The sequence below is a fragment of the Arthrobacter sp. TMP15 genome, assembly GCF_039529835.1.
Classification (GTDB): Bacteria; Actinomycetota; Actinomycetes; order Actinomycetales; family Micrococcaceae; genus Specibacter.
Genome location: NZ_CP154262.1, coordinates 2,196,838 through 2,220,947, shown reverse-complemented (window position 1 = coordinate 2,220,947; position 24,110 = coordinate 2,196,838). Strand labels below are relative to the sequence as shown.

At 55.3% G+C, this 24,110-nt stretch carries 21 protein-coding genes and 1 riboswitch; of the genes, 12 read left to right on the top strand and 9 right to left on the bottom strand.

The window, feature by feature from the left end; genetic code table 11:
- Positions 1-194: 194 nt before the first annotated feature.
- Genes AAFM46_RS09835 through AAFM46_RS09820 form a run of 4 tightly spaced genes read left to right on the top strand, consistent with a single transcriptional unit; the run spans position 195 to position 3,479 of the window.
- Entirely contained in the window at positions 195-1,301 is a 1,107-nt protein-coding gene (locus AAFM46_RS09835; protein ID WP_283527627.1) for a hypothetical protein, read from the top strand.
- Between the two features lie 6 nt (positions 1,302-1,307).
- Positions 1,308-2,717 (top strand): alanine racemase, encoded by a 1,410-nt coding sequence (locus AAFM46_RS09830; protein WP_343317579.1) that lies wholly within the window; start codon positions 1,308-1,310, stop codon positions 2,715-2,717.
- A gap of 58 nt (positions 2,718-2,775) precedes the next feature.
- A complete protein-coding gene (locus AAFM46_RS09825; RefSeq protein WP_283527623.1) occupies positions 2,776-3,270 on the top strand; it encodes a hypothetical protein in 495 nt (164 codons plus the stop codon).
- Positions 3,270-3,479 carry a DUF2945 domain-containing protein gene (locus AAFM46_RS09820; protein WP_283527620.1) on the top strand — a complete coding sequence of 70 codons (210 nt, stop codon included), beginning with the start codon at positions 3,270-3,272 and terminating at the stop codon, positions 3,477-3,479. Before AAFM46_RS09825 ends, AAFM46_RS09820 begins: the two co-directional genes overlap by 1 nt.
- 43 nt (positions 3,480-3,522) lie before the next feature.
- Here the strand turns inward: AAFM46_RS09820 and AAFM46_RS09815 are convergent, their stop codons facing one another.
- Positions 3,523-4,932 carry a DUF2254 domain-containing protein gene (locus AAFM46_RS09815; RefSeq protein WP_343317578.1) on the bottom strand — a complete coding sequence of 470 codons (1,410 nt, stop codon included), beginning with the start codon at positions 4,930-4,932 and terminating at the stop codon, positions 3,523-3,525.
- A gap of 151 nt (positions 4,933-5,083) precedes the next feature.
- Between AAFM46_RS09815 and AAFM46_RS09810 the strand changes: the two genes are divergently transcribed.
- Complete coding sequence (locus AAFM46_RS09810; protein ID WP_343317577.1) at positions 5,084-5,587, top strand: lipopolysaccharide assembly protein LapA domain-containing protein; 504 nt, start codon at positions 5,084-5,086, stop codon at positions 5,585-5,587.
- 70 nt (positions 5,588-5,657) lie between these two features.
- On the opposite strand, the gene AAFM46_RS09805 is transcribed toward AAFM46_RS09810, so the two are convergent.
- The 6 genes from AAFM46_RS09805 to AAFM46_RS09780 form a co-directional block, all read right to left on the bottom strand.
- The gene (locus AAFM46_RS09805) at positions 5,658-8,495 is read right to left on the bottom strand and encodes an FAD-binding and (Fe-S)-binding domain-containing protein (RefSeq protein WP_343317576.1); all 2,838 of its coding nucleotides are present in this window, start codon (positions 8,493-8,495) and stop codon (positions 5,658-5,660) included.
- A 43-nt stretch (positions 8,496-8,538) separates the two neighbouring features.
- A complete protein-coding gene (locus AAFM46_RS09800; protein ID WP_283527611.1) occupies positions 8,539-9,678 on the bottom strand; it encodes a Glu/Leu/Phe/Val dehydrogenase dimerization domain-containing protein in 1,140 nt (379 codons plus the stop codon).
- A 111-nt stretch (positions 9,679-9,789) separates the two neighbouring features.
- The gene (locus AAFM46_RS09795) at positions 9,790-11,319 is read right to left on the bottom strand and encodes an aldehyde dehydrogenase family protein (protein ID WP_343317575.1); all 1,530 of its coding nucleotides are present in this window, start codon (positions 11,317-11,319) and stop codon (positions 9,790-9,792) included.
- Between the two features lie 45 nt (positions 11,320-11,364).
- A complete protein-coding gene (locus tag AAFM46_RS09790; protein ID WP_343317574.1) occupies positions 11,365-12,765 on the bottom strand; it encodes a VOC family protein in 1,401 nt (466 codons plus the stop codon).
- A 21-nt stretch (positions 12,766-12,786) separates the two neighbouring features.
- Complete coding sequence (locus AAFM46_RS09785; RefSeq protein WP_283527605.1) at positions 12,787-13,977, bottom strand: FAD-binding oxidoreductase; 1,191 nt, start codon at positions 13,975-13,977, stop codon at positions 12,787-12,789.
- A 291-nt stretch (positions 13,978-14,268) separates the two neighbouring features.
- A complete protein-coding gene (locus AAFM46_RS09780) occupies positions 14,269-14,934 on the bottom strand; it encodes a GntR family transcriptional regulator (protein ID WP_343317573.1) in 666 nt (221 codons plus the stop codon).
- Positions 14,935-15,186: 252 nt separating this feature from the next.
- Here AAFM46_RS09780 and AAFM46_RS09775 point away from each other — a divergent pair, with 252 nt between their 5' ends.
- The 6 genes from AAFM46_RS09775 (at position 15,187) to AAFM46_RS09750 (ending at position 19,886) form a co-directional block, all read left to right on the top strand.
- The gene (locus tag AAFM46_RS09775; protein ID WP_283527601.1) at positions 15,187-16,032 is read left to right on the top strand and encodes an ABC transporter substrate-binding protein; all 846 of its coding nucleotides are present in this window, start codon (positions 15,187-15,189) and stop codon (positions 16,030-16,032) included.
- A gap of 61 nt (positions 16,033-16,093) precedes the next feature.
- Positions 16,094-17,065 (top strand): ornithine cyclodeaminase family protein, encoded by a 972-nt coding sequence (locus AAFM46_RS09770; RefSeq protein ID WP_343317572.1) that lies wholly within the window; start codon positions 16,094-16,096, stop codon positions 17,063-17,065.
- 95 nt (positions 17,066-17,160) lie between these two features.
- Positions 17,161-17,934: an amino acid ABC transporter ATP-binding protein gene (locus AAFM46_RS09765; RefSeq protein WP_283527597.1), complete on the top strand. Its 774-nt coding sequence runs from the start codon at positions 17,161-17,163 to the stop codon at positions 17,932-17,934.
- 3 nt (positions 17,935-17,937) lie between these two features.
- Entirely contained in the window at positions 17,938-18,576 is a 639-nt protein-coding gene (locus AAFM46_RS09760; RefSeq protein ID WP_283527595.1) for an amino acid ABC transporter permease, read from the top strand.
- Positions 18,573-19,229 (top strand): amino acid ABC transporter permease, encoded by a 657-nt coding sequence (locus AAFM46_RS09755; protein WP_283527593.1) that lies wholly within the window; start codon positions 18,573-18,575, stop codon positions 19,227-19,229. Before AAFM46_RS09760 ends, AAFM46_RS09755 begins: the two co-directional genes overlap by 4 nt.
- A gap of 33 nt (positions 19,230-19,262) precedes the next feature.
- Entirely contained in the window at positions 19,263-19,886 is a 624-nt protein-coding gene (locus tag AAFM46_RS09750; protein WP_343317571.1) for a short chain dehydrogenase, read from the top strand.
- 9 nt (positions 19,887-19,895) lie between these two features.
- On the opposite strand, the gene AAFM46_RS09745 is transcribed toward AAFM46_RS09750, so the two are convergent.
- Positions 19,896-22,025 carry an AAA family ATPase gene (locus tag AAFM46_RS09745; RefSeq protein WP_343317570.1) on the bottom strand — a complete coding sequence of 710 codons (2,130 nt, stop codon included), beginning with the start codon at positions 22,023-22,025 and terminating at the stop codon, positions 19,896-19,898.
- Between the two features lie 99 nt (positions 22,026-22,124).
- A complete protein-coding gene (locus AAFM46_RS09740) occupies positions 22,125-22,532 on the bottom strand; it encodes a hypothetical protein (RefSeq protein WP_343317569.1) in 408 nt (135 codons plus the stop codon).
- 671 nt (positions 22,533-23,203) lie between these two features.
- A riboswitch (Fluoride riboswitch) is annotated at positions 23,204-23,280 on the top strand.
- Between the two features lie 20 nt (positions 23,281-23,300).
- Here AAFM46_RS09740 and AAFM46_RS09735 point away from each other — a divergent pair.
- Complete coding sequence (locus AAFM46_RS09735; protein ID WP_343317568.1) at positions 23,301-24,056, top strand: 2,3-bisphosphoglycerate-dependent phosphoglycerate mutase; 756 nt, start codon at positions 23,301-23,303, stop codon at positions 24,054-24,056.
- Positions 24,057-24,110: the final 54 nt, after the last annotated feature.

Sequence of the window (24,110 nt, the reverse complement as noted above, 5' to 3'; positions counted from 1 at the left end):
CCTTGGCACACCTGCCCTTCGTGGTCACCACAATTGAACGTGAAGGTCAGAAATGGCGTATAAACGGATCATTTGGAGTCCGTCACTATGACGAGGTGCTCCTCGCCACGGGACACGGTTTAGCTCACACAACCGTCCCGAAACCTCTCGCGGCTGCATTGAACTCCAGTCCTCTGATCGGGGACTATTCATCAGTGTCGGAAGTAGCCATTGACGCCGAAAGTACGGTCTGGGTTCGCGGGGCTGCATTGACGGCCTACGACGTCGCTCTGCTCCTGACAGAAGGCCGAGGCGGCACGTGGCAACGCTCCGAGGAAAATGCCGGGGACCCTAAGCAAATACAGTACGTGGCCAGTGGGGGAGAGCCACGGAAAATTATATTCTACTCGCCAAGTGGCAGGCTCATGGACCCGAAGACTGAGATTGTGCCAGCCGGAGTTCTTGCCTGCATACAGCAGTACCAAGGACTGCTGCGACAATGGGGCCGCGATGCTCACGATCCGGGATGTGAAGTGGTGCCCTTAAATAAAATGTGGGTGCTTTTACTCCACTGTGCCCAAGAATGTGCCCAACTCATGGACTCATCGGTGAGCGCGCTGACGCTGTGGCGAACGGCTTTCATGGGTTTGTCGGTGGAGGCCACCTTAGATCCTCCGATTCCGGCGAAGACTTTCACTGCTGCTGAATCCTTGCGAAATTCTCTGGCTGTAAACCACCTCGAAGCACCAGTCACTACCGGGTGGCTTTGGGCAAGAGTGTGGTCTGGACTTTATGCAGAGCTGGTTGCGGCGTTAGACAGGGTGCCACGGAGCACCAGAGAGTGGAAACGTTTCAGACGGGTTGCCCACAACCTCGAAAAGTTCACGTTCGGTCCTCCGGAGCTCACCGCACGCAAAATGGTGGCATTGTTCGACGCCGGGATCCTTCACGTTGCTGCACCGCATGAATCCCTGCCGCAAGAGCCGCTGCCGCAAGGTACGGTGCTCATTGACGCCGTAACGCCAGGACCCGGTGCGCTCCAATCACCGGCACCGGAGGGCCGCCCTCACAACGAATTGGTGGAGACGCTGCTGCAAAACGGGGCAGTATCAGTTCGAGCTGGTGACCGTGGTCTGCGCACAGATCTGGATGGCACCTGCTTGGCACAGGACGGCTCCAGAAGTGAATCATTGGCGGCACTGGGCCGTCCTACCGAAGATCCAACGCTGGGCCATGACACCCTGAACCGCTCTCTCCATCGAGAATACGGTGGGTGGGCTCACCGCCTCACCGCCCTCGTGACACATCAACTCGACGCTTAGGACGTAATGATGCAAACAAAAATGTACGGTACAGCACCCTTAACAGCCCGGCTCGAGCCTTGGATGGAGGAACTGCTGGCCAACCCTGTGCTCTGCAAGAAACTAGTGGAGACTCACGGTTCCCCAGTAAACATTCACGAATTCAGCGCTATGGGGCGCAACGTCAAAGAGTTGCGAGCAGCCGCAGCCACCCACGAAATCGACTTCCAAATCTTTTACGCGCGTAAGGCGAACAAGACGCTGGGGGCTATTGACCAAGCCGTCCGTGAGGAATGCGGAGTCGATGTCGCAAGTCTGAACGAGCTACGTCAGTGCCTTCAGCGTGGGGTTCGCGCCGATAGGATCATTGTGAGCGCCGCGGTGAAGTCCAAGGATTTGCTTGAGCTGGCCATCAAGTCCGCAGTGACCATCAGCCTGGACAACGAAGATGAGTTCCGCGATGTGCTTGACCTCGCGAGCCGCGGTAGCGAGGCCGTCACCGTGGCGCTACGGCTTGTTATTGACCACCCCTCAGTCCCGCCCACCCGTTTCGGGCTCCTGGCCGGACAGTGGCTGGAACTACTGACCGAGGTCGAACTAGGAAACAGTGTCAAGGTGACCGGCATCCACTTCCACCTCAACGGTTACAGCGCGCACGCACGATCGCTTGGAATCAACCAGGCGCTGGCTGTCATCAAAGAGCTCCAAGCAATAGGCCACGAACCAACTTTTGTGGACATGGGTGGTGGGATACCAATGTCCTACGTGGACAGCGCGGAGCAGTGGAGAGATTTTTGGTCCACGTTGGCGCACTTGCCTACCGGTGACGAAACGCTGACATGGAAATCAGACAGACTGGGTGCCTCGGCAAGCACTCCCGGTTCCGCCGTATATCCGTATCATCAAGAACTTATTCGAGGTCCGTGGCTGGAACAGGTCCTGAGGTATGTGCCCGAATCCGAGTCTTCTTCGATCGGCTCAGCATTGTCCAGTGCACAGATTCAGCTGCGCTGTGAACCGGGACGGTCATTGCTAGACGGCTGCGGGCTCACCCTGGCCGAGGTCGCATTCACCAAGACCCGCAGCGATGGTGTACCGCTCGTGGGCTTGCATATGAACCGAACACAATGCAGATCTACCTCCGCTGACTTCCTTGTTGATCCGATCCTGATCCATGCCGAACATCCGGGCAGGACGAGAAAAGTAGGTAGTGCGTTCTTAGTGGGTGCGTACTGCATAGAGGAGGAGCTGCTCCTGCGCCGGCGCCTGGAATTCCCTGCAGGTGTTGCACCGGGAGACCTGGTCGCCTTCCCCAATACGGCCGGATACCTTATGCATATTGTAGAGAGCGCCTCCCATCAACTACCTCTGGCAGCCAATGTTATGTGGGATGGGGAAAAATGGTTGGCCGATGATATTGAGCAAATAGAGCTGTAAAACAAGCCTCATTCTGTTGTTCTGGATCTACGCTGTGGATGGATCTATGCTGTGGGTTATGAAACCTTCGCCAGCGCAGGACGGACCGGATGCCCGCCACCGACGGGGAGCGGGCATCAGCGATGAGACAGTGCAGGCTCTAGGGAAGCTCTCCGAAGCCCTCGAAGTGGTGGAACATGCCCGAGGACTGTTGTACGGCTTCCACAGGTTAACGGGAAAAGCCGATCTTGCTTTGGGAGAGGCGCTTTCACTGCTTCGGGACGCCGGCCACGTGGACATGGCAAATAGCATCGAGCGGGACATCGTTGGCCGCAACGTCCTCGGTGGGCGTTGGACTTTTCAAATAGTTGAGGAGTATGACGCTGGCTATTACAAGGATTTCAAGGCCGCGGAGAAACATGCTCGTCACCACCTCGTTGAGGGAAAACGCCACCTGTTTGAGGCGGAGATGAAAGAGCAACGCCGTACGCATGGGCGCGTCAACCATGAGGCTGTGCCGTTGGAGCATTATTCGCTACCGCCGGGACCAGATGAGCAAAAAGGAGCAAGTTGATGTCACAAGAATTCTCAGTAGGAGACCACGTGCGGTGGAACTCCGAGGCAGGATATGTGGAAGGAAAAATCGTCAAGGTGCATAACCAAGATGTTCAGTACAAAGGTCATATGCGCCGGTGCAGCGAGGATGACCCCCAGTATGAGATTAAGAGTGATAAAACAGAACACGTTGCCATGCATAAAGGCGGGGCACTAAAGAAGATTTGAGCACTGGGCCGAAGTAGAAACGGAAGCCGCCCGCGTGTACTGTCTATACGCCCGGGTAGTCAGCGTTCATGATAGCTAAAATGCGTTCAGTTTCAGCCTCGCTAAGATCGCTGTTTCTAAGAGCTTGCGCCGCCAGCCTGCTTTGTATTTTCAGCGTCTCATCAAGCTCTTCCGCTGTGTCCACCCATTCCAGCTCACGGAGCATGATGATTGTGCGCTCAGCGGAACGGGGGTCATCCATTGCGTACTGCAACAGCTGGCGCATGGCGATATCAAGCATGTGAGAAAGTGTTGGCCGCTTCATGAGCACGCGAGGGTTCTCGTCGTCGTCCCTCACCAGGTACGGACCTGTGCTGCAATCCGCCAGTCCGCACAGTAGCGCGGAGACATGCCCAATGGCGTGAACGGCGGTGGTGGCGTCATTGATACCGGGGGAGAGTGCTCGGGATGCAATATCCAAGAGTTGTTGCAGTCCAAGAGTGGCGTCTTGGACCGACGTGCGTTCAAACCCGATCCCCATACTTGCCTGTACAGCGTCGGAAAGCGCAACGAATGCTTCCTCATCCAATCTGCCACCGCCAGCGGAGCGTGCTCGAGCGCATGGAACGCCCTGAATCAAGGAGTCACCGGGGGTGCTCTGAAAGACGACGACGGCCCCTGCCTCTGCGGCGCCGGCACAGACGGCGGCATCATCGACAGTCAAGAGGAAGCCCGAAGCTCCGCTCTCGATGGGCCTGAAGCCCGCACCACTTTCAAGGGCCGTCTTGGACGCCAAAGTGTCAGGTTCCTCGTCCTCTGGAAAGACCCGCCCAAGAGAGGTGACGGTTTCATCGTAAACAGTTTTCAGCATGCTCTCCACCCGGATCTGCCGGGCAAGGTGTGACAAGAAACCAACCAGCGCCAAGACACTTGCCACGGCCAGCAGGAAAGCCACCGTGACAGAGATTTTCGGGACAAACCCCTCGCTGAGATCCGTAGACGTTCGGATACTGCGCAGCAGGGTCAGCGAGAATGCGAAGGTGGCAAGAAAAAGAGCAAGGGTAGAGTGCACAACTCTGTCACGCGTAAATGTTCGCAGCAGGCGCGGGGAGAACTGGCTGCTGGCTAGCTGCAATGTCACAACGGTGAGGGAAAAGGTGAGGGCGGTGACCGTGACCATGGCACCGGCGATTGTCTGAAGGAGGTTGCTTGCCGCGGCCGGACCGCCACCAAAGATCCAAGCCGAGATCATCGGTTGGAGGTTATTTTGCACTTCCTTATCCAGGTAAGGCAAAAATTGGCCGGCAATAACGGCTACGATAATTGCGGCCACAGGTACCGGCCATAGCTGCGTACGAACCGAATCGACAAGGCTGGCGAGGCGTCCACTCCCAAACACAGAGGAGCCGCCAGGTGAAGTTTTTGGACGGCGTCGTTGCGCCGGTGTAGTTGATGAGGTCTTCGAGCTGGGCATGAGCTAAGGATATCTGAGGATTGCTGGAGCCGTGGGGTAACCGCCGCGGCACCTCGGAAAATCTCAGTTCAAGACTGCGCAGATGCTACGGGGTAACATGAGGCCAAGGACAGAGGCGAGTAGCCACAGTAAAACCACGAAATGGGGAACCATGGCAACCGATCCAGCACCGCACCCGCAGGAGGATCCAACCCTAAAGGATCCAACCCTGAAGGATCCAGCCCTGAAGGATCCAGCCCTGAAGGATCCAACACAGGGAGATTTTCCTTCTGGGGAAGCAACCCTAAGGCCTGCCCCGGTATCCACCCGGGGGCGGTCCTCAAATAAGCGCATTGTTTCCCAGGATGGAAACACGGATGTCACCAGGGCCGGGATGATCTGGGTTGCCGTTAGTTCTGGACTCGTTGTACTGGTGTTGCTGATCATCTTTATCCTGCAAAACCAGGACCGTGTGAGCGTGAAATACTTCGGTATTGTGGGCGAGCTGTCTTTGGGCATGGCACTTTTCATAGCCGCTGTTGCCGGCGGAATAGTGGTGGCTGTAGCCGGAGCGGTCCGCATCTTGCAGCTTCGGCACCAACGCCGCCGTCAACGTAACCTGGACCAAAATCCTCTGACCGAGCCCGCCACTTCCACCGGCAAGGCCACGGACTGACCTGAGCGCTAAATTTCCTTTGCACTAAAAGCATCAGTCCGGGTTGCCCCTGGGATCTAGCCTGTGGGATCTATTGTTTGGGAGCGTCCAGTGCTGTCGCAATGATCTGGACCAGGTGGCGGGAGTCTCGCTGTGCCAGGTCGGATACTTGTGTCCGGCAGGAGAAGCCGTCAGCGAGGATGCTTCGTTGCGGATCATCGTCGATTTTAGTCAAAATGCCTTGTTCGGCAATCGTCACGGAAACGTCGTAGTGGCCCTTCTCCATGCCGAAGTTGCCTGCCAAGCCACAGCATCCGCTGGAAACTTCCACATCACAGCCCATCGAGTCCAAGAGAGCCAGATCTGCTGTGTATCCCATGATGGCGTATTGGTGGCAGTGTGGCTGTGCCAGAATGCGTTCTGCGCTGAGAGGCGGCTGCCAGTTGATCGAGGCCAAGTATTCGGAGACCGTTTTGACCTTGGCCGAGACCTCTTGGGCGCGCGGGTCATCTGGCAGTAATTCGAGCAGGTCCGAACGAAGCACAGCGGTGCAGGACGGTTCTAGGCCTATGATCGTTTGACCTTTGACAGCGTAGGGGTGGAGTACATCGAGGGTTTTACGCAGTTTCACTTTAGCGGCAGTGAGCTGGCCGGTGGAGATGAGAGTGAGTCCACAACACGCCCCTGGACCAGTGATATCAACAGTGCATCCTGCAGCCGCAAGGACCTTTAGAGCAGCCTGGGGTACCTCCGGACTAAGCGTGTCGGAAAAAGAATCTACCCAGAGCACCACCTGACGATCACTCGTCCCGCCGACCTGCACAGGCGCGGCCCGTTCGGACATAGGGACAGAGGGGTGCTTCATGGAATGGAATGGCTTTTTGGGAAAAATCGGCAATGACCGTCGGGGATCGGCCCCAGCCATTCTCAGCAGTGACTTCCGGATAAAGCTGATGGATGCGAGCTGATTTAGCAGCGGCCCGAAGGGACCTACAAGGGCTAGCCAGGTGGGGAGCCTACCCAAACTGTAGTGAGTGATGGGGCGGATCCTGCCCTTGTAGCTTTGATGGAGGGCTTCTGATTTGTACATGGCCATGTCAATGCCCGTTGGGCAATCATTGGCGCAAGCCTTGCAGCTAAGACATAGATCTAGGGCGTCATGAACTTCGGGGGAACTCCAATCCATGGAAACCACACCGCCGTTCAACATTTCTTGCAAGACCCGGGCCCGGCCTCGGGTGGAATCCTTCTCATCCTTTGTTGCAAGGTAGGACGGGCACATGAATCCTCCGTCATCACGAAGGTCAGCACGGCATTTGCCCACACCAACACAGCGGTGCATAGCGTTGGTGATGTTGCCATCATCATGGGCGAACGCAAACCCGTCAGTGGCTAGAAGGCTCTTTGCTTGTGGACGTCGAAGGTGAGCGTCGAAGGGTTCGGGGCTGACAATGACACCCGGATTAAACGTGTCCTGCAAGTCAAAGAGTGCTTTGAAGGCGGCCATGGCCGCGATGGCTTTGGTCGAATACATGGCGGGTAAAAGTTCACTGCGTGCCCTGCCATCGCCATGCTCTCCGGAAAGGGACCCCCCGTACTTGGCGACCAGATTTGCGGCAGCGCTCAAAAAACGCCGCATGACATGTGCGTGTTCAGCCAAAGGGAAATCTATTCTTACGTGCACACAGCCATCCCCAAAATGTCCGTAGGCCATGCCTGAAACATTTTCATCTTCCATGAGCTTTTCCAGGTCACGCAGGTAAGCTCCCAAATGTTCCGGGGGTACAGCTGAGTCTTCCCAGCCAGGCCAGGCTTGGGCCCCGTTGGCCGTTCGGCCAGCCAGCCCTGCGCCATCGGCTCGGATCTTCCACAGGCGTTGGGCTTCGGGGCCGGCAGGCATAACAACAGAATCGATCGCACCAGCGTCCTGCACCATGCGTTCGGCGGCTGCAACAGCTTCAGCGGAGGTGGCACCGCCCATCTCAACCATCAACCAACCGTTACCACGCGGCATCACCGGGACCGCATGATCGCCCTTGGCATTTCGAATGACGTTCACAAGTTGGGCATCGAGCCCTTCAAGCGCCAACGGATGATGCGGGAGGAGTCCCGGGACAGCGTCGGCTGCGGAGGGCATATCGGCATAACCGAGAACTGCCAACGCCGGAGCCGGTGCGGATTTGACCAGCTTCACTTCCGCCTGCAAAATGATTCCGCAAGTACCTTCCGTGCCGGTCAGAGCCGCAGCTACGTTCCTGCCGTTCTCGGGCAGCAGGTGCTCCAAACTGTAACCGGAAATCTGACGTCCGAATCTCCCGAACTCCAGACGGATGACCTCCAAGTTGGCCATGACAAATTCTTCCAGGCCAGGGACCTGGGCCACCGATTCCTTCCCGGCTCCCAGTTCCAAGATGCGCCCGGAACCCGTCAGCCAGCGAAGGCTGCTTACGTTATCAGCTGTGCGGCCATAGGACAGCCCATGCGGTCCACAGGCGTTGTTGCCGATCATTCCGCCCATAGTGCATCGTGTTGACGTTGAAGGGTCCGGACCGAAGCGTAAACCATAAACGGCCGCGGCTCGTTGCAGGTCGCTGAGGACAACCCCTGGCTGAACTAGTGCGGTTTGTTTGACGGGGTCAATAGAGATGATCTTGTTCATGAAGCGGCTAAAGTCCAGCACAAGTCCGGCCCCAACCGCATTACCGGCACACGAGGTACCGGCGCCTCTACCGGTGACCGGCATCCCATGCTGCCTTGCAAGTGCTACTGCAGCAACGACGTCGTTCTCATCTTTTGGCATGAGAACTATCTGGGGGACCACCCGGTAGTTGGAGGCGTCGGTTGAATACTCGGCGCGACGACGTGAACTGGCGTCGACAATCCCGGCAACGGAGGAGCTCAATTCTTGGACGAGTTTGTCAATGTTCATGTGCTGTGGGAATCCCTCTCCAGAGTGTGGCAGATGTGATCAGTCAGTACTGAAGCGGCTTACCGCGGTACTTCATGGCGCGGAGTACCCGATCTTGAGAAAGTGCGCGGGCTGCATGATGAGTCGTGGAGTCCAGTTTCTCTGCCTCTGCTAGCACTGTGTTGGTATTTGCCCGGAGCTTGGTTGAAACGGCACTGTAGATTTGCTCGGTTTCGGGGCGGAACGGGGAATAGCGCGCTTCCATGGCGAACGCTGCGCTCACAACGCCGCCGGCATTGGCAACGAAATCCGGGACTACTGTGATGCCGGAGGAGTGAAGGGCCTGTTGAGCGGCGGCGTTCGTGGGAAGGTTGGCACCTTCCACCACCATTTTCGCCGAAATCTTTCCTACGTTATTTTCGTTGATGACGTCCTGTAACGCGGCAGGAATCGCTATGTCGGCGTCCACGAAGAGTTCACTGCCCATGGGAATGGCGAATTGCGGTAATTCCTTGACAAAACCATCCCCGGAACGTGCGCGCATAGCCAGCATTTCAGGAACGTCCAATCCTGCTGGATTGTACAAGGCTCCTTCCGCGGTGGAGATGGATACAATGCTGTAATTGAGCTCGTGCAAACGCGCGGCAGTAGCATGACCCACTGCACCGAATCCTTGGATGGCTACACGCTGACCCTGTAAACCAACAGCCAGGGCAGCCTCATCTGTCACTTCCGCAACTCCGTAGCCTGTGATGCCGAGCTGGTCATACGGCACCCCGCCTAGATCGTAAGGCGTTCCTACCGCGGCACCGCGATCTCCGAGTTCATCGACAATGATGGCGGCGTCGTCTTCGGTTAGTCCCATGTCTAGACCAAAAACATACTCTGAGGGGACCTCGTTGCTCAGCGCCCGGACAAAAGACCTCAAAATTGCTTCTTTGTGGGGGGAGTGGGGGTCTGCTCGGATGCCTGCCTTGGCGCCACCAAAAAACAAATCAACGCCAGCCCATTTCCAGGTCATGACACGGGCTAGACGTGCAATCTCATCAACACTGACGTTGGGTTGCATCCGGGTGCCACCCTTGCCCATGCCGCGTGCGGTGTTGTCAATAACAAGGACTCCCTTCATGCCTGTTTTGTTATCACTGACCGTGACGATCTTTTCAGGGCCCCACTCATCCATCATGTCGAACAGACTCGTCATTGCCAGTTACTCCCTAATAAATTGATGTCAACGGTGGTGCTTGTCAAGGAAATCCACGCACAGCGTGTTGGTGGCGTCGTCCTGGTAGAGCGACGCCACCAACAGAGATTCTTAGAGGAACTTCACGCCCTGTGCCAAAGGCAGTTCGCCCGAGTAATTAACAGTGTTCGTGGCTTGGCGCATGTATACCTTCCAGGAATCGGCGCCTGATTCGCGACCACCACCAGTTTCTTTCTCGCCCCCAAAAGCGCCACCGATTTCAGCACCAGAGGTACCGATGTTCACGTTCGCAATTCCGCAATCGGAGCCGGCCGCGGACAGGAACTGCTCAGCTTCGGCATGATTGTTGGTAAAAACGGCTGAGGAGAGGCCCTGCGGAACATCGTTTTGCAAAGCGACGGCGTCATCAAAGTCTGTGTAGCTCATCACGTACAGCAGCGGCGCGAACGTCTCATCTTTGACCACGGGTGTTTGAGATGGCATGCGCACAATTGCCGGTTCCACGTAGTAGGCGCCAGGCTGCTCGTCTGCTTTAACCCTTGCGCCACCGCACAGTACGGTGCCGCCTTGTTCCTTCGCCGCGGTAAGGGCATTCTGCATCCCCTCGAAGCTGGACTTATTGATTAGGGGACCGATCAAATTCTCCTCATCTAACGGGGTGCCAATGCGCAAGGTCCCGTAGGCGCTAACAAGTTTCTGTGTCAGATCATCAACAATGGACTCGTGCACAATTAGGCGCCGCATGGAGGTGCACCGTTGACCTGCTGTTCCCACGGCAGCAAAGACAATACCCCGCAACGCAAGATCCAGGTCTGCTGAAGGGGTGACGATGGCAGCATTGTTGCCGCCGAGTTCTAAGAGTGCGCGGCCGAACCGCTGAGCTACACGCGGGGCAACTTCTTGCCCCATCCGGACTGAGCCGGTGGCTGAAACCAGTGCAATACGGGGATCATCCACTATTAGTTGTCCGCCTACCCGATCGGTAAGGGCCAATTTGTGCAGGTTTTTGGGCGCTCCGACTTCTTGGGCTGCGCGAGCCAGCAGCGCATCAGCTGCTATGGCACTGAGCATCGTCATGCCTGAGGGCTTCCACACAACAGTGTCTCCGCAGACCAAAGCAAGCGCTGTGTTCCACGCATAGACCGCGACTGGGAAGTTAAACGCAGAGATGATCCCGACCACGCCAAGTGGATGCCAGGTCTCCATCAATCGGTGGCCTGGACGCTCCGATGGCATGGTTTTCCCGTACAGCTGGCGGGACTGGCCTACGGCGAAGTCACAGATGTCGATCATTTCCTGCACTTCACCCAGTGCCTCTGAAGTGATTTTTCCGGCCTCCGCGGTGACTATGACTGCTAGATCGCCCTTGTGCTGTGTTAGGAGTTCACCCCACCGTTTAACCAGGTTGCCGCGGACAGGGGCCGGGACGTCACGCCAGGTCTTGAAGGCTTCTGCGGCCTGAGCGATCATAGTATCTATTTCGGTTTCAGTGTTAACCGGCAGGTTCATGAGGATTTCGCCAGTCAACGGAGAGAGGGCTTCGTGGGCGCCGCTCAAAGCGTCAATATCGACTCCACAAGCCTCCAGCGAGGACCGAACTTTGGATGTTAGTTCGGTGTTTTGAGTAAGTGTTTCAGTCATGGGATTCTCCTTGTGATTTTCTTTTTCTAAAGGAATGCGTGTGGTCTAGTGGGTGATGCTGATTTTGAGGAGTTCGGCTAAGGCTGCAACAGAATGATCCTGCTGTTTTTGGTAGAGAGTATTGGGATCATGAACTTCTGCGCCGATGATCGAGGACATGCGGTTGATGTCGTAACTTGTGCCGGTCTGGCTCTCATCTTTTGAGCCTTCCTCGGTCAAGTTCGATTGAAAAATGCCAGCTGCTGAGCGTGGGAGAAAGTCTTCGTAGACGATGGGTTGGGGCACAGCGATCCCAGCCGTGATTAACTCGCGTAGAGAGATGGTTTCGGGAACAGATGCGCTGGCGTGTGCAGTTTCATCCAAACCGAAAGTGAAGAATGCCAAACCACGCGCGGCCAGCTCCTGCTCCGTCTGGGGGAGCTCTTCCGCCCAGACCTCAGCAGCTACACCAGCGCGTGTTGCACTGTTAGCCGAGTTGGCCAACCGTCGCTCGGCCTCCGCAACCATTCGGTCATACAAGTCACGCCCTGCTGGGGTCAAAGCGATTCCACGGGCCTCGACCTCCCCGAAACGCACACGGAGTTGGCCTTCATTGGTTGTCCCATCCGCATAGCGAAAGACTCTATTTTCACCCAACGCCCGGAAGGAGGTCTGCCGCAGCAGGACATCTGGACCATCCCACCTCGGTGGCCCCTGTATTTCATCGATCATGGAAATTCCACGTGACTGCATCCGCTCGTAGAGATCGTCAATGTCAAGAACCCTGGGTGTGAGGTGGTTAATATGTGTACTGCTCACTCCACCAATGTCGGCAGCAACTGCGGAAATTGCCTCAAGTTTTTTGTACCACTGGTAATCAACAGGGTCGCTGGAGAGTTCCAGCGACGCCGTCGCTAGTTCTAAAAGACGATCCGCTCTCTCCTGAGGGAGCTCATCAACGCTGACCGCATAGTCTGCCAGTTCCAGAAGCTCCGGACAGAAGAGTTCCCGGGCACCAATGAACGCAGCAAGTTCAGCTTGTAGTTCCGCGTCAAAGAACCGCGGATCTTCGGCCGCCAACATCGAGGTGAAAACGCGGAAAGGATTTTTTGCAAGCTCCTGCTCATCAATGGGTCGAAAGGCTGTAGCAACCACCGGCACGGAACTTGAAGATGCGTCCCGAAGGTCATAGAAACCCACAGGAAACATCCCAAACGCAGCAAAAACTCGAGCTACCTGAGACATTTCTTCGGCTGACCCAACACGGATTGCTCCGTGCCGCTCTGCCGTGACACGTGCGATGCTTCCGAGGCGTTCTGCTTCTGCACCATTCTTAGCGACATAGTCTTCGTTGACTGACGTGGATACCTCTACGAGGTCGTTGTAGGCAGGAACTTCATTGCCGTACATGGTGGAAAGCCGTTTAGCGAACTCGGCACGAAGTTCCCAAGTTTTCAGTGATCTCATAATATTGCTCCTTTCGAAGGATTAGATAATGTGTACTTCTTGGAAAAGTTTGGCTGCCTCCGTGAAACGGTCAGCGGAAAACGAGCTGTGATCAATGAACGATTCCCGGCCCAAGAACAGGTCTCTGATGAGCTCGCCCACGGCTGGTCCCTGAAGGAATCCATGGCCGGAGAATCCGGTGGCGTAGTAAAAGCCCTGGACTGTTTTCGAAACGCCGATCAATGCGTTGTGATCAGGTGTATTTTCGTAAAGGCCCGCCCAGCCTTGGGCAAGCTCTGGCTCTGCCAGCGCTGGGGCACAGATTCGTGCTGCTGCATTGAACTCGGAGAGCCATTCGTGAGTGAAATCCCGGTTGAACCCTGGCTTCTGGTCTGAGTTGGAAATTCCAAGCAGCATACCGTTGGCGTAGTTGTGGAAGTACATGGTGGTGGAAAGGTCCAAGGTGAAGGGGACTGTCGGCATGGGTGTACTTAGCTGCGGTGTCATACCGATTTGTCGTCGAACGGGTGTCACTGGAAGGTTGACCTCAACCATTTCTCCTACGCGCTGGGACCACGCGCCCGCGCAGCAAATGACAGCGCTGGTTTGGATCGTTCCACGGTTGGTGGTGACAGCGCTGATACTACCGCCGGCGGTGGAAACGTCCATGACCTCTGTGTGTTCAAGGATGTGCACGCCCAAACTACGTGCCGCCTGTGCATAGGCATGCACCACTTTTTCGGGTTCAGCAAATCCGTCTTCTGGAGAAAAGGAAGCCCCGACAAGCGCTTCTTGCCTCAGGAATGGATTGATTTCTACCGCCTGGGTTGGCGAAACCATCCGGCTGTTGCTTCCTAACCGATTCTGAATGTGAGTGCTTTGTTCGCAGGCGAGCAGTTCAGCCTCGCTTCTGCATAGGAAAAGGTAGCCTACTTTGCGTAATCCAATATCAGTCTTGAAGCGATCATTGAAGTTCTCAAACGAGCGAAGGCTTCGTTGGCCCAAAATAATATTTGCTGGGTCGGAGAACGTGGCCCGCACGCCTCCAAGAGGTTTGGCCGAGGAACCGCGGCCCAACTCAGCCCTTTCGATCAGGACTATATTGCGTACTCCAGCTTCAGCGAGATGGAAAGCAATGCTGGTTCCCATGACGCCGCCCCCAACAATGACCACATCAGCGTGGGTGGGCTGGCTGGTACCAACTGGGAGATTGAGCGAGACCAACTTTGACATTGATCCTCCTGACTCAGAAGTGCCGACGCCCACAACGCTGTAGGTATCAACTATCGGTAACGGGTTATATATAACCATAGTGAGTGCGGATGTGATCTACGTCAAGTGTTTGGTGAAACGGATTTTCGCTTCAGTCGTTATTGCACGTAGTGCCCCACAGTTTTTTTGCGCTGCTGGGTGCAGCTGTGCGGGCGTAGAGCGCTGCGCTGACGGCTTCTGGGGTGGGTGCTTTGTTTCTTAACCGGCTCACGGCTCAAAAACAACTTCACACAGGAGTGACCCGGGCAGTGACTAGGGCAGCGAGTAGCTTAAGTGCGCAGCCATCAGTTCTTCGACTCGAACGCGGTTGCCGGCCAGGAGTGCTTCCAGAATGGGCAGGTGTTCGGCAGCACTGATTGCCAGTAGCCCTCGTTCCGCCAGATAGTACGAACCGCTAATTCGGCTCTGGTCGCGAAGGTTTTCTACAATTTTGGTCATCCGGGAATTACCAAGCAACTCAACTATGCCTAGATGGAAGTTCTGGTCAGCCTCGAGATAGTCGACCATATTATCGTCCTTCGAGGTGGCGACGGTGTCTTCGGCAAGCTTGGTGAGCCGTGCTGCGTCAGTAGTGTTCACCCCGCGTTCAGCTACTCGTCCAATGGCCGTTACTTCCACCAGCATTCTTAGATCGTAAACTTCTTGCTGATCTGCCGCGCTCATTTCAACAACACGGAATCCTCTATTTCTGACAACTTCCAGAAGTCCCTTCTCGCTGAGTGCCATCATGGCTTCTCGCACCGGACTATTGGAAACGCCAAGCTGAATCGCTAAAGCATTGGCCGAATAAATGCGCCCCGGTTGCATGGCACCTGACATCATCGCGCGGCGGACAATGGAGAGAGCCTCATCTCGTAGAGTCGCCCGGCCCTCACCCAGTGCGCGTAATCCGGTTACTGCGATTGGCTGCTCCTGCATTTTGCTCCTCAGGTGATGGTCACACTCGATAACACTTCCATAACACTAGGTCACGTCAGTGCCGATCTGCGACGGTCTTTGCGGTCGAGCCGTCTGGATCAATGCGACTCTTGCTTACGAACGCTTGACATATCACTAATTTCCCTGCAGATTGGTTATCGACAATCGATTGTGTGTCATACATCACTATTATTGCTTTGTTCGTTTACCGCAAATTCTGACTTAGGTCAGTTCTGATCAAAGAGGATCACCATGAACATTCGTAAATTTTTGGTAGGTACCGCATCGCTAGGGTTGCTTGCTTTGTCCCTTTCTGCGTGTGGCGGCAGCGAGGTCAGCAGCGTTGCGAAGGACTGCACACCAGAGTCGAGTTTCAAGACCATGTCTGAAGGGTTCCTGACCGTAGCGGCGCCTGAGTTCCCGCCATTCTCTTCGAACAAGGATGGCAAGCTCACCGGAGTCGACGCTGATGTCATCAAGGAATTTGCAGCCAAAAACTGTTTGGAAGTCAAAGTAGAATCCACCTCGTACGCGGGCACAATTCCTGCAGTACAAAGCGGCCGGGCCGATGTGGCCATCGGTTGCTACTACCGCACAGCAATTCGAGCCAAGATCGTTGATCTTACGGACCCGATCTATACCGATGAGATGGGATTCATTTCTGAGGCCGGTGTGAACGAGATTCCAAAGCTGGAAAGTATGAAAGTTGGCACTGTAGATGGATATCTGTGGGTTGCTGACATGAAAAAGGTGATGGGATCAAATTTGACCATCTATCCAAGCGCTGTGGAGATGCAAGCAGATCTTAAGACCGGCCGCATTGAGGTTGGCATTGACGGGTACGGATCAGCTGTTGAAATGTACAAGGGAGATTCCACGTACAAGGTGGTTGGTGCGGCTCCGGACCCTCGCGTCATTGCCTCTAAAGAGCCAGCCCAAATTGGGTTCCCGGTTTCCAAGGACAAGGCTGATCTGACGAAGGCCATCAACGCCTCAATCACGTCCATGAAAACTGATGGAAAGATCGTGCAAGTTTTGGAGTCCTATGGTTTGCCGGCAACCGCGGCAGACACTGGCGAACCTCGTTTGGTGGAATAAGGGCAATGAATGATGCTCGTCTGTAAGGAAAGTACCCACCGATAGGGAGGATTCCGGAGTAATGAACTCAGAGACGAATCGTACTCAAATGCCCATGAAGGTCCCTGAGTTCATGGACGAGGCGGCTGTTGGGAGCGCCTTGACGGCACAGGCGGCAATTGATTCCATGACAGCTTTTCTGCTCGCTGGATTCGACCCCGAGGCAGGGGTTCCTAGAACCAGGATTGAAACCTCGGCCGGAACATTCATGCAGATGCCTGCTTCGAATGATCACTACGTCGGGACAAAGCTGCTGTCAATCACTCCGAAGAATGCGGCTTCTGACTCTCCTGTTATTCAAGGTTTGTATGCACTCTTCGGTGGGGCCGATCAGCGCCCCTTGGCCATACTCGACGGTATTGCACTGACGAACTGGCGCACGTCTTGTGTATCAGCCCTATGTGTTAGCTTGGTGGCCACCCCCGGTCCCAAGCGGCTGCTCATCTACGGCACGGGGGTTCAGGCTTGGGAGCATATCAAGATATTTAGCGAGATCTTCGATCTACTTTCCGTGGAGATCCTTGGCAGGAATCCAAGCGCAGCAAAGGAGCTTGTTGCACGGGCAGCTGAACTGGTACCGAACGTTTCTATCGGTGATGATGACTCCATTTCCAGCGCTGACATTGTTGTTTGTTGTACAGCATCAGAGCAGCCGCTCTTTGACGGTTCACTAGTGAAACCAAACGCTGTTGTGGTGGCGATGGGCTCTCACGATAGGGATCATCGTGAGCTTGATGATGCCCTCATGGCTCGGGCTACCGTCTGTGTTGAATCGTTGGATTCAGCGCTTCGGGAAGCCGGAGATGTGATCCAAGCATTGGAATCTGGCGCTATCGCCACGCGCTCAGATCTCATCACGGTGGGTCAGCTGGTTCTTGAACGGGCCACTCCTGTAACAGGTAAACCGGTGGTTTTTAAAACAACGGGTATGCCATGGCAGGACTTGGCCGTAGCTATTGCCGCCTACGAGACTCACATGTGCGACGGCGGATAAGCCCTCCTTTCGGTGTGGTTGTGGGCGTTTCGTTCGTGGTCGCGAAGGAAACGCCCTGATTGAGGAAGCACGACTAAAAGAAATTAGGACAACTGATGACACAGCTTAATTCCGTATCCGCTACGCCCGTGGTGCAGGTCAGGAACCTTGCCAAGGCCTACGGTACGAACGTCGTTCTTCGTGACGTCTCATTGAGCGTTGCAGAGGGGTCGGTGACAGCCATGATTGGACCCAGCGGTGCTGGCAAAAGCACCGTACTTCGCTGCATGAATCTCTTGGAGCAGCCGGACAGCGGAGAAATCGAGATTGATGGGCACCGCATCGTTGCGGGAGAAAAAATTAACCCCAAAAACTTGGCCGCTCTCCGGCGAAGTGCAGGAATGGTCTTTCAGCACTTTAATCTTTTTCCGCACATGACAGTACTCAGAAACATTAGCCTGCCTCAGGAGCGGATCCTGGGCCGTACCCGCGATGAGGCCAATGAGAAGTCAATGGAACTACTTGAGCGCATGGGACTGGGGGATAAGGCGGACCAGTACCCGTCTCGTTGCTCCGGTGGTCAGCAGCAACGAATCGCCATCGCCAGGGCTCTGGCTCTTGGTCCTCGGGTCATGCTCTTTGACGAACCAACTTCCGCACTTGATCCGGAAGTGGGAGTTGAAGTACTTGAGGTCATGAAAGAGCTGGCCGCAAGTGGTATGACCATGGTGGTGGTCACCCACGAAATGGCGTTTGCCAAGAGTGTCTCCGATGAGCTGGTGGTCATGGCGGACGGTGGCATCATCGAGCGAGGCAACCCGCTGCAGATACTTCAAGACCCGCAGCAGGATCGTACCCGCCGTTTTCTGCGTGCAGTACTGGAGCGTTAGATCATGGACATGCTAAAAGTAGTCATGATGGGCCTGCCAATGACGATTGTTGTCACGGTGCTCGCTCTGATGATAGGCAGTGTGATTGCACTACCCATCGTGGCCGGTCTTCGAAGCAAGAATAAGCTTATTTGGTTGCTTTCGCGTGGTCTCGTGGATATTCTGCGCGGAGTGCCCCCTGTTGTGTGGTTATTTATTCTCTACTACGGAATAACCATCGGAGCCGTAAAGCTAAGCGCATTGCAAGCCGGCATTATTGGGCTCGGAGTGGTTGCAGCTGCCTACTTAGCAGAGATCTTTCGAGGCGCAATTTCATCCATACCCAAAGGACAGTGGGAGGCCAGCTCAGCCCTCGGCTTTCGGCAAGCAACCGTCTGGACTCGCATCGTGGGACCGCAGACCGCACGCTCAGTTATTCCGGCGTACACCACCTTCGCTATTGGGCTTCTGAAGGACTCCTCAATTGCTTCAACCATTGGTGTCTCGGAAATTGTTTTTATGTCCAACCAGTATGCTCGGCAGTCAGGTGAGGGCATTATGGTCTTCTTTGTTGCCGCCGCAGTTTATATAGTGCTCAGCGTTCCGTTGGGACTGCTCTCTAGGCGTCTGGACATTAAGATGCGAAAGGCGGTGGCGCGATGAATAACCTGTTTGAGATTGCGATCGAATACGGACCAACCCTGCTTGGTGGTCTTAAAGTCAGCCTCACGCTCACGCTTCTGAGTCTAGTTATTGGCCTACCTATAGGCCTTGTCTTTTCCTTCGGCGTGGTGGCACGGAACAAAGTATTTAGGTATATTTCCGTATTCTTTGTTGAAGTTGGGCGCGGGGCGCCGGCATTGGTGCTGTTGCAGCTGATGTATTACGGACTGCCCAATGCCAGCATCACCTTGAGCGCCATGGCGTCTGCCTGCCTGGCTCTGACTTGGACAACTGCCGCCTACAGTGCCGAACTTATCCGCGGCGGCATGCAAGGGGTTCCTGCCGGGGAAATCGAAGGATCGAACGCGCTGGGGATGAGCCGTCGAGACAGCTTGCGGTTCATTATCATTCCGCAGGGACTGAGGATAGCGCTCCCGTCTCTGATGGGTTTTGCTGTCCTTTTGTTTCAGGCGACCTCGCTGGCCTACTCGGTGGCCGTTCCCGAACTAATGAGCCAGGCCTATTCCATTGGCTCATCAACTTTCCAATACCTGCCGATCTTTATTGTTGCTGGACTGCTTTATGCGGCTATCTCAGTGCCGGCAACGTGGTTGTCGGTTTGGGCCGAACGGATCCTTAGTAAACACCTCTAATAGTTTCGGTGAAATGGAGAAGGGACTAAACTGATGCGGATCCTCGTTATTGGTGCCTCTGGCGTTATGGGAGGACACGTGGTGCATGCTCTTTACGCTCATCATAAGGAGTTTGGCGAGGGTGAAGTTGAAATTTTGGAGGCGTCCAGATCTTCTGCGAAATTCCCTGTTGATTGTCATGATGATGCCAGCGTGTTGCGGCTTTTCAAGAAGATTGGTCGTGTGGACGCCGTGGTGAGCACCATTGGGGGTGCCCAGTGGGCATCGGCTGAGGTAGCTACCCTTGAGCATTTTAAGACTACGCTTGATGGGAAACTCCTATGCCAGATAAGGATTGCCCTTACTGCTCGTGACTACGTCATCGACGGCGGATCGATCACGTTAACAAGTGGCATTGTGGGCAGCTTCGCCTTCCACGGCGGTTCTCCTAGCTCCATTGCGAACAAAGGCCTTGATGCCTTTGTCAGCAATGCAGCCCAAGAATTACGGAGAATCAGATTAAACACGGTCAGCGCAACAGTGTTGCAGGAATCTGCCAGCTCCTACGCCACAATCTTTCCCGGATTCGCGCCTATCCCCGGAGCACATGCCGCTAGTGCCTATGTTCGAAGCGTCTATGGTGCGGAGTCGGGTCAAACTATCAAGGTGTGGTCTTAGCTTGGTGTCCTATTTCACCAGGAGCTGCCCCAACTCTTGGGTGCAACGGGTGAGAGCTACATAGAGTCCGTTCCATCCTCGAGGCTGGGCTGCAATGCTTGGGGCGTCCACAAGTAACGTGGCATCCCATTCCAGACCTTTGGCATCCGTTGCGGAAAGAACTGGTGTTCCCGGCAAAGCTGTTCGCAAAGTGTAGAGGCGTTCGAGGGGAGCGATGACACCGACCATCCCGCCTTTCCACCGGGTGGATAGTTGCTCCACGGCGAGTGCAGCTTCGGCGTTTAGACTCTCCTCGGTCACGGTGCGTTCCCACGGTTCAATGCCAGAAGTTCGAACCGCGCGAGGGGGGTCGTTATGGCTGCCGGCATTGCGCAGCACTGATGCTGTGAGCGCCATGACTTCCATCGGGGTGCGGTAACAAATAGTGAGTTGCGCTTCGGTCCATCGTTCACCGAAGGCTCCGCTGACAGCTTCTGCCCATGTTGTGTGCAGATGAGGGGCCTCCGCTTGGTCGATGTCGCCAACAGCTGTAATAGAACGAGATGGGCAGCGGCGCATGACCATGAACCACTGCATTTGTGAAAGTTCTTGCGCTTCGTCGATGACCACGTGTCCGTAAACCCAGTCTCGTTGTGCGGGTGCTCGATCGGATAAGAATTCGCCTTGTTCGCTCTTTGGGTGTGTCTCGCCCAGTAAATCAGCCAAAGCATCGAAGAGGGGTATGTCGCTACTTGCCCAGGTTTGCGGTTCGCCGACGATTGCCGTTCGTTGGCGAGCAGTCAGCTCAGGCACCCACTGAGAGAGCAATGTTGTTTCTCCTAGGAACCGGTGTAGCTCCACGGCAGTATCGCGGCTCGGCCACCATCGGTACAGCACAGCACGCAGACTGGCATCGTCAGCGATCCTATCCCGCAGTAGTTCGATGTCTGCTTCTGTCAGTACCCCGTCAACTTCGGCCCCGGTTGCGCCGCTAGTGGCGGCGCGATTATCGGTGTGAGTGAATGCGGCATCGAATTCGCTGAGCAGGTCTTCAAGGCCAGCTTCCACTTGTCTCAGCGTTTCTTCGTTGCGTTCGATTATTGCGTCGGTGAGTAAATCGTGAACCTGCGCTATGAAGACTGCCCGTGCCGCATGGTAGGAACGCCCCGAGGTTGCTGAGCGGATCGCTCGTGCGATTCGTCCCTCATCTATTGTGTAGCGCTCACCTTCCCACAGTAGCTCCAGGTCGGCAGGCTCTGGCACAAACGATCCACAATACCGCGTGAGTGCCTGTTGCCAGAGTGCCCGGCCCTTGATCTCTGCTACTTCGCGCTGCTCAACGCGCTCCACCTCAATGCCAGGTACCAGGGTGTCGCAGGTGGCTGAGGCCATTGCGGTTTCCCCCAGTGCCGGCAAAACCTGGGCAATATAGTCCAAGAAGCGGCGTGATGGTCCAATGACTAACACGCCCTGTGCGGCAAGTTTGGGATAAGTGAAAAGTAGATAGGCAACTCGGTGAAGTGCCACTACTGTTTTCCCTGTCCCGGGGCCGCCTTGGACAACCAACGGACCACGCGCGTCAGCACGAATCACATCGTCCTGTTCGCGCTGCAAGGTTGCTGCGGCAGTACTCATCTGGCCTGTCCGCCGCTCATCGAGCGCGGCCAGCAGCGCGCCCTCACCAACTAGTTCACTGGCTCTCGAGCCATCAAGTGGCTCGTCGTCTACGCCGATCACCTCACGCCCGTTGGTTCTTATATGCCGACGGCGCGCCTGGCCTTGTGGGTCCACGGGTGTAGCAGTGTAGAAGGCGCGTGCGGCCGGTGCGCGCCAGTCAATGACTAGAGGATCATCGTCATCGTCGGAGCTCGGTATACCCACGCGTCCCAGATGACGGACTGTGTGATCCAACGAGTCGAGTCGACCAAAGATCAGTCCTTGCCCTGCGTGTTGTAGTTCAGCGCGGCGACGTGCGAGCATGCGCAACCGTGCCTGGGCCACTGTGTCCTGGGCCGGGAATTGAAGTTCGGTATGGAGGTACTGAAGTATTCCGTCGCGCCGCTTGAATGCTTCGTTGAGGATGAGCTGCTCCTCTGCTGATCCGCTGACCTCTGCAGCGGCGTCTTCGATAACATATGTGGTCACGTTATTCAGGGGCACTGGCACTCTTTCGATACGTAGTACTGTCGTCGCTCCGAGTTAACGCCACGTTCTGGAAAAATATTCCTCCTAGCGGAACCTTTCAACCTTCTAAACTATTTACTGCTCTGGGAGAGCAGACTTCTGTGGCCCAACAACCGCTGTTGCCACGGAAAGAATCAACAGTGTGGCCGTGGCAAGTATCCACAGGAATATGCCACCAATATCGCCTGAAGCGCCGGTACTGCTTCCCATGGAAATTAAAACCAGGCTGGCAGATGCTGAGACTACGGCCAAACTACCGAGACAGATCAGGAAGAACCGGCGGACCATGTTCCCTTTAGGTTGAAAGTTTCGTGAGAGCCACGCATAGCTAAGTGGCACAGCCACCGCACAGATAAGTGCTAACACATGCCCCAGTAGGTAGAGAACGTCAATGCGAGGAAATACCAGGCCGCTGACTATTGCTAAAACCGCAAAAGTTGCCGGAATAATCCGTGGTGCAGAAAAATTTTTACGAGTACTCACGTGTTTTCTCCATCTTGTCATGGCAGGGCTATCAGAGAATTTGATCAGGTGCCTCAGCGTAGTACCGTGACCCGCTGATCGGCCCAAATTTTAGTTGACCTTTCGGCCAAAAAATGGATTTCTGATACTATCTTTTGGCCATATTCAACAAGCATTCTGCATGCGGAGACTTGGTCAATACCTGTAATAAGAAACAGTAGGTTTCGGCTCTGATCCCCAAAGCGTGCATGTTCAGTGGGGTTAGGTATGAAATATCCACCCTCTGGAACTCGATTTTGTCCTTAAATAGCATGTTGCGGCTGTAAGTTTATTCTGTTATTTTTGCGGCGCAAACTATGTACTTTTCTGGTGGGGAAATCTCTTATGAGTGCCCAATTTAGCATGAAAAATAAAGTTACTTTCACGAGATATTAAACGAAATATACAGACGGAAGATGTTAGTGATGGGCATTTTTGGCGTGATACTGACCGTGCTGGCGCCGATGCTGGCCGCAGCCGGGCAGCCACTGACAAGTTCCATTCTGGTAGTTGGCGCTGCTGTGGGGATCGGCGCCTTTCTTCTCTTGAGGCATTTTATGAGACTCTAATGTCCACTGGACACCGAATTTGATGGCTCCTTCTGGAGCCGGTAAGTGAGCATAGCTGGTGCTAGTTGCACGAGTCGCGCTATGGTTAGTTATGGCGATGGATCCCGCCGGAATTGCTTAGCAGTTCGAACCGCCGTTTGGCTGATGGTTCCTACCTTTGCTCTTCAAAGGTAGGTGAGTTATGTCCGAGCTAGGTACCCTGATCCTTTTGCGTCATGGCCAAAGTACCCTCAACGCACAGGGACGGTTCACCGGACTGCTCGACCCGCCTCTGACTTCTCAAGGTCGCAGGGAAAGCCGGCGTGCTGCCGAGTCCCTCGCTGATGCCGCTTTCATTCCAGAGTGCATATTTTCATCCGCAATGTCACGTGCCCTGGAGACAGCGCAGCTGGTCAACGAGATTTTGACGGCAGGGACCGTTCCCATCCAGGAAGTCTGGGAACTCAACGAACGCAGTTACGGAGCATTGACCGGGCTGTGCAAAAGCGAGCTCTTGGCCCACGACGGGCCTCAGGTGCTTCATTCGTGGCGCCGGTCCCTCTACGGTGCCCCGCCTCCGATGACACCTCGCCAGCTGGCCGCGATTGGCAGCAACAGGGCAGTTACTGCCATGCCGCAAGGGACAACTCGCCCCACCGAGTCACTCCACGCCGTGGTGACACGGCTGCAGAGCTTCTGGCATGAGACCGTCCGGCCCCTACTGCATGTGGGAACCGACGTCCTGATAGTGGGTCATGGCAATTCCTTGCGTGCTTTGTGCCTGATCATTGACTCTCTTAGTGAAGCTGAGGTCGAGGACCTAAACCTGCCCACGGCCCATCCGCTGGCATACCGTTTCCGCCCTGGAGTTATTCCGTTTCCCCGGGCCGGGACTTACCTCGACCCTGGTGCAGCCGCTCAAGCCGTAGCGGCGCTCACCGCCAATGGAGGTACATAAACGTCACGAATTTTTCCACTTTTTCTTACCCATCACCACTGACTGGAGCTACCA

Excerpts from the sequence above, each read along its gene's own strand:
- AAFM46_RS09810 (WP_343317577.1), top strand. The coding sequence starts at position 5,084 with ATGGCAACCGATCCAGCACCGCACCCGCAGGAGGATCCAACCCTAAAG.
- AAFM46_RS09760 (WP_283527595.1), top strand. The coding sequence starts at position 17,938 with ATGGACATGCTAAAAGTAGTCATGATGGGCCTGCCAATGACGATTGTT.
- AAFM46_RS09755 (WP_283527593.1), top strand. The coding sequence starts at position 18,573 with ATGAATAACCTGTTTGAGATTGCGATCGAATACGGACCAACCCTGCTT.
- AAFM46_RS09770 (WP_343317572.1), top strand. The coding sequence starts at position 16,094 with ATGAACTCAGAGACGAATCGTACTCAAATGCCCATGAAGGTCCCTGAG.
- AAFM46_RS09775 (WP_283527601.1), top strand. The coding sequence starts at position 15,187 with ATGAACATTCGTAAATTTTTGGTAGGTACCGCATCGCTAGGGTTGCTT.
- AAFM46_RS09830 (WP_343317579.1), top strand. The coding sequence starts at position 1,308 with ATGATGCAAACAAAAATGTACGGTACAGCACCCTTAACAGCCCGGCTC.
- AAFM46_RS09825 (WP_283527623.1), top strand. The coding sequence starts at position 2,776 with ATGAAACCTTCGCCAGCGCAGGACGGACCGGATGCCCGCCACCGACGG.
- AAFM46_RS09750 (WP_343317571.1), top strand. The coding sequence starts at position 19,263 with ATGCGGATCCTCGTTATTGGTGCCTCTGGCGTTATGGGAGGACACGTG.
- AAFM46_RS09780 (WP_343317573.1), bottom strand. The coding sequence starts at position 14,934 with ATGCAGGAGCAGCCAATCGCAGTAACCGGATTACGCGCACTGGGTGAG.
- AAFM46_RS09795 (WP_343317575.1), bottom strand. The coding sequence starts at position 11,319 with ATGACTGAAACACTTACTCAAAACACCGAACTAACATCCAAAGTTCGG.
- AAFM46_RS09790 (WP_343317574.1), bottom strand. The coding sequence starts at position 12,765 with ATGAGATCACTGAAAACTTGGGAACTTCGTGCCGAGTTCGCTAAACGG.
- AAFM46_RS09820 (WP_283527620.1), top strand. The coding sequence starts at position 3,270 with ATGTCACAAGAATTCTCAGTAGGAGACCACGTGCGGTGGAACTCCGAG.
- AAFM46_RS09765 (WP_283527597.1), top strand. The coding sequence starts at position 17,161 with ATGACACAGCTTAATTCCGTATCCGCTACGCCCGTGGTGCAGGTCAGG.
- AAFM46_RS09805 (WP_343317576.1), bottom strand. The coding sequence starts at position 8,495 with ATGAACATTGACAAACTCGTCCAAGAATTGAGCTCCTCCGTTGCCGGG.
- AAFM46_RS09735 (WP_343317568.1), top strand. The coding sequence starts at position 23,301 with ATGTCCGAGCTAGGTACCCTGATCCTTTTGCGTCATGGCCAAAGTACC.
- AAFM46_RS09785 (WP_283527605.1), bottom strand. The coding sequence starts at position 13,977 with ATGTCAAAGTTGGTCTCGCTCAATCTCCCAGTTGGTACCAGCCAGCCC.
- AAFM46_RS09815 (WP_343317578.1), bottom strand. The coding sequence starts at position 4,932 with ATGCCCAGCTCGAAGACCTCATCAACTACACCGGCGCAACGACGCCGT.
- AAFM46_RS09800 (WP_283527611.1), bottom strand. The coding sequence starts at position 9,678 with ATGACGAGTCTGTTCGACATGATGGATGAGTGGGGCCCTGAAAAGATC.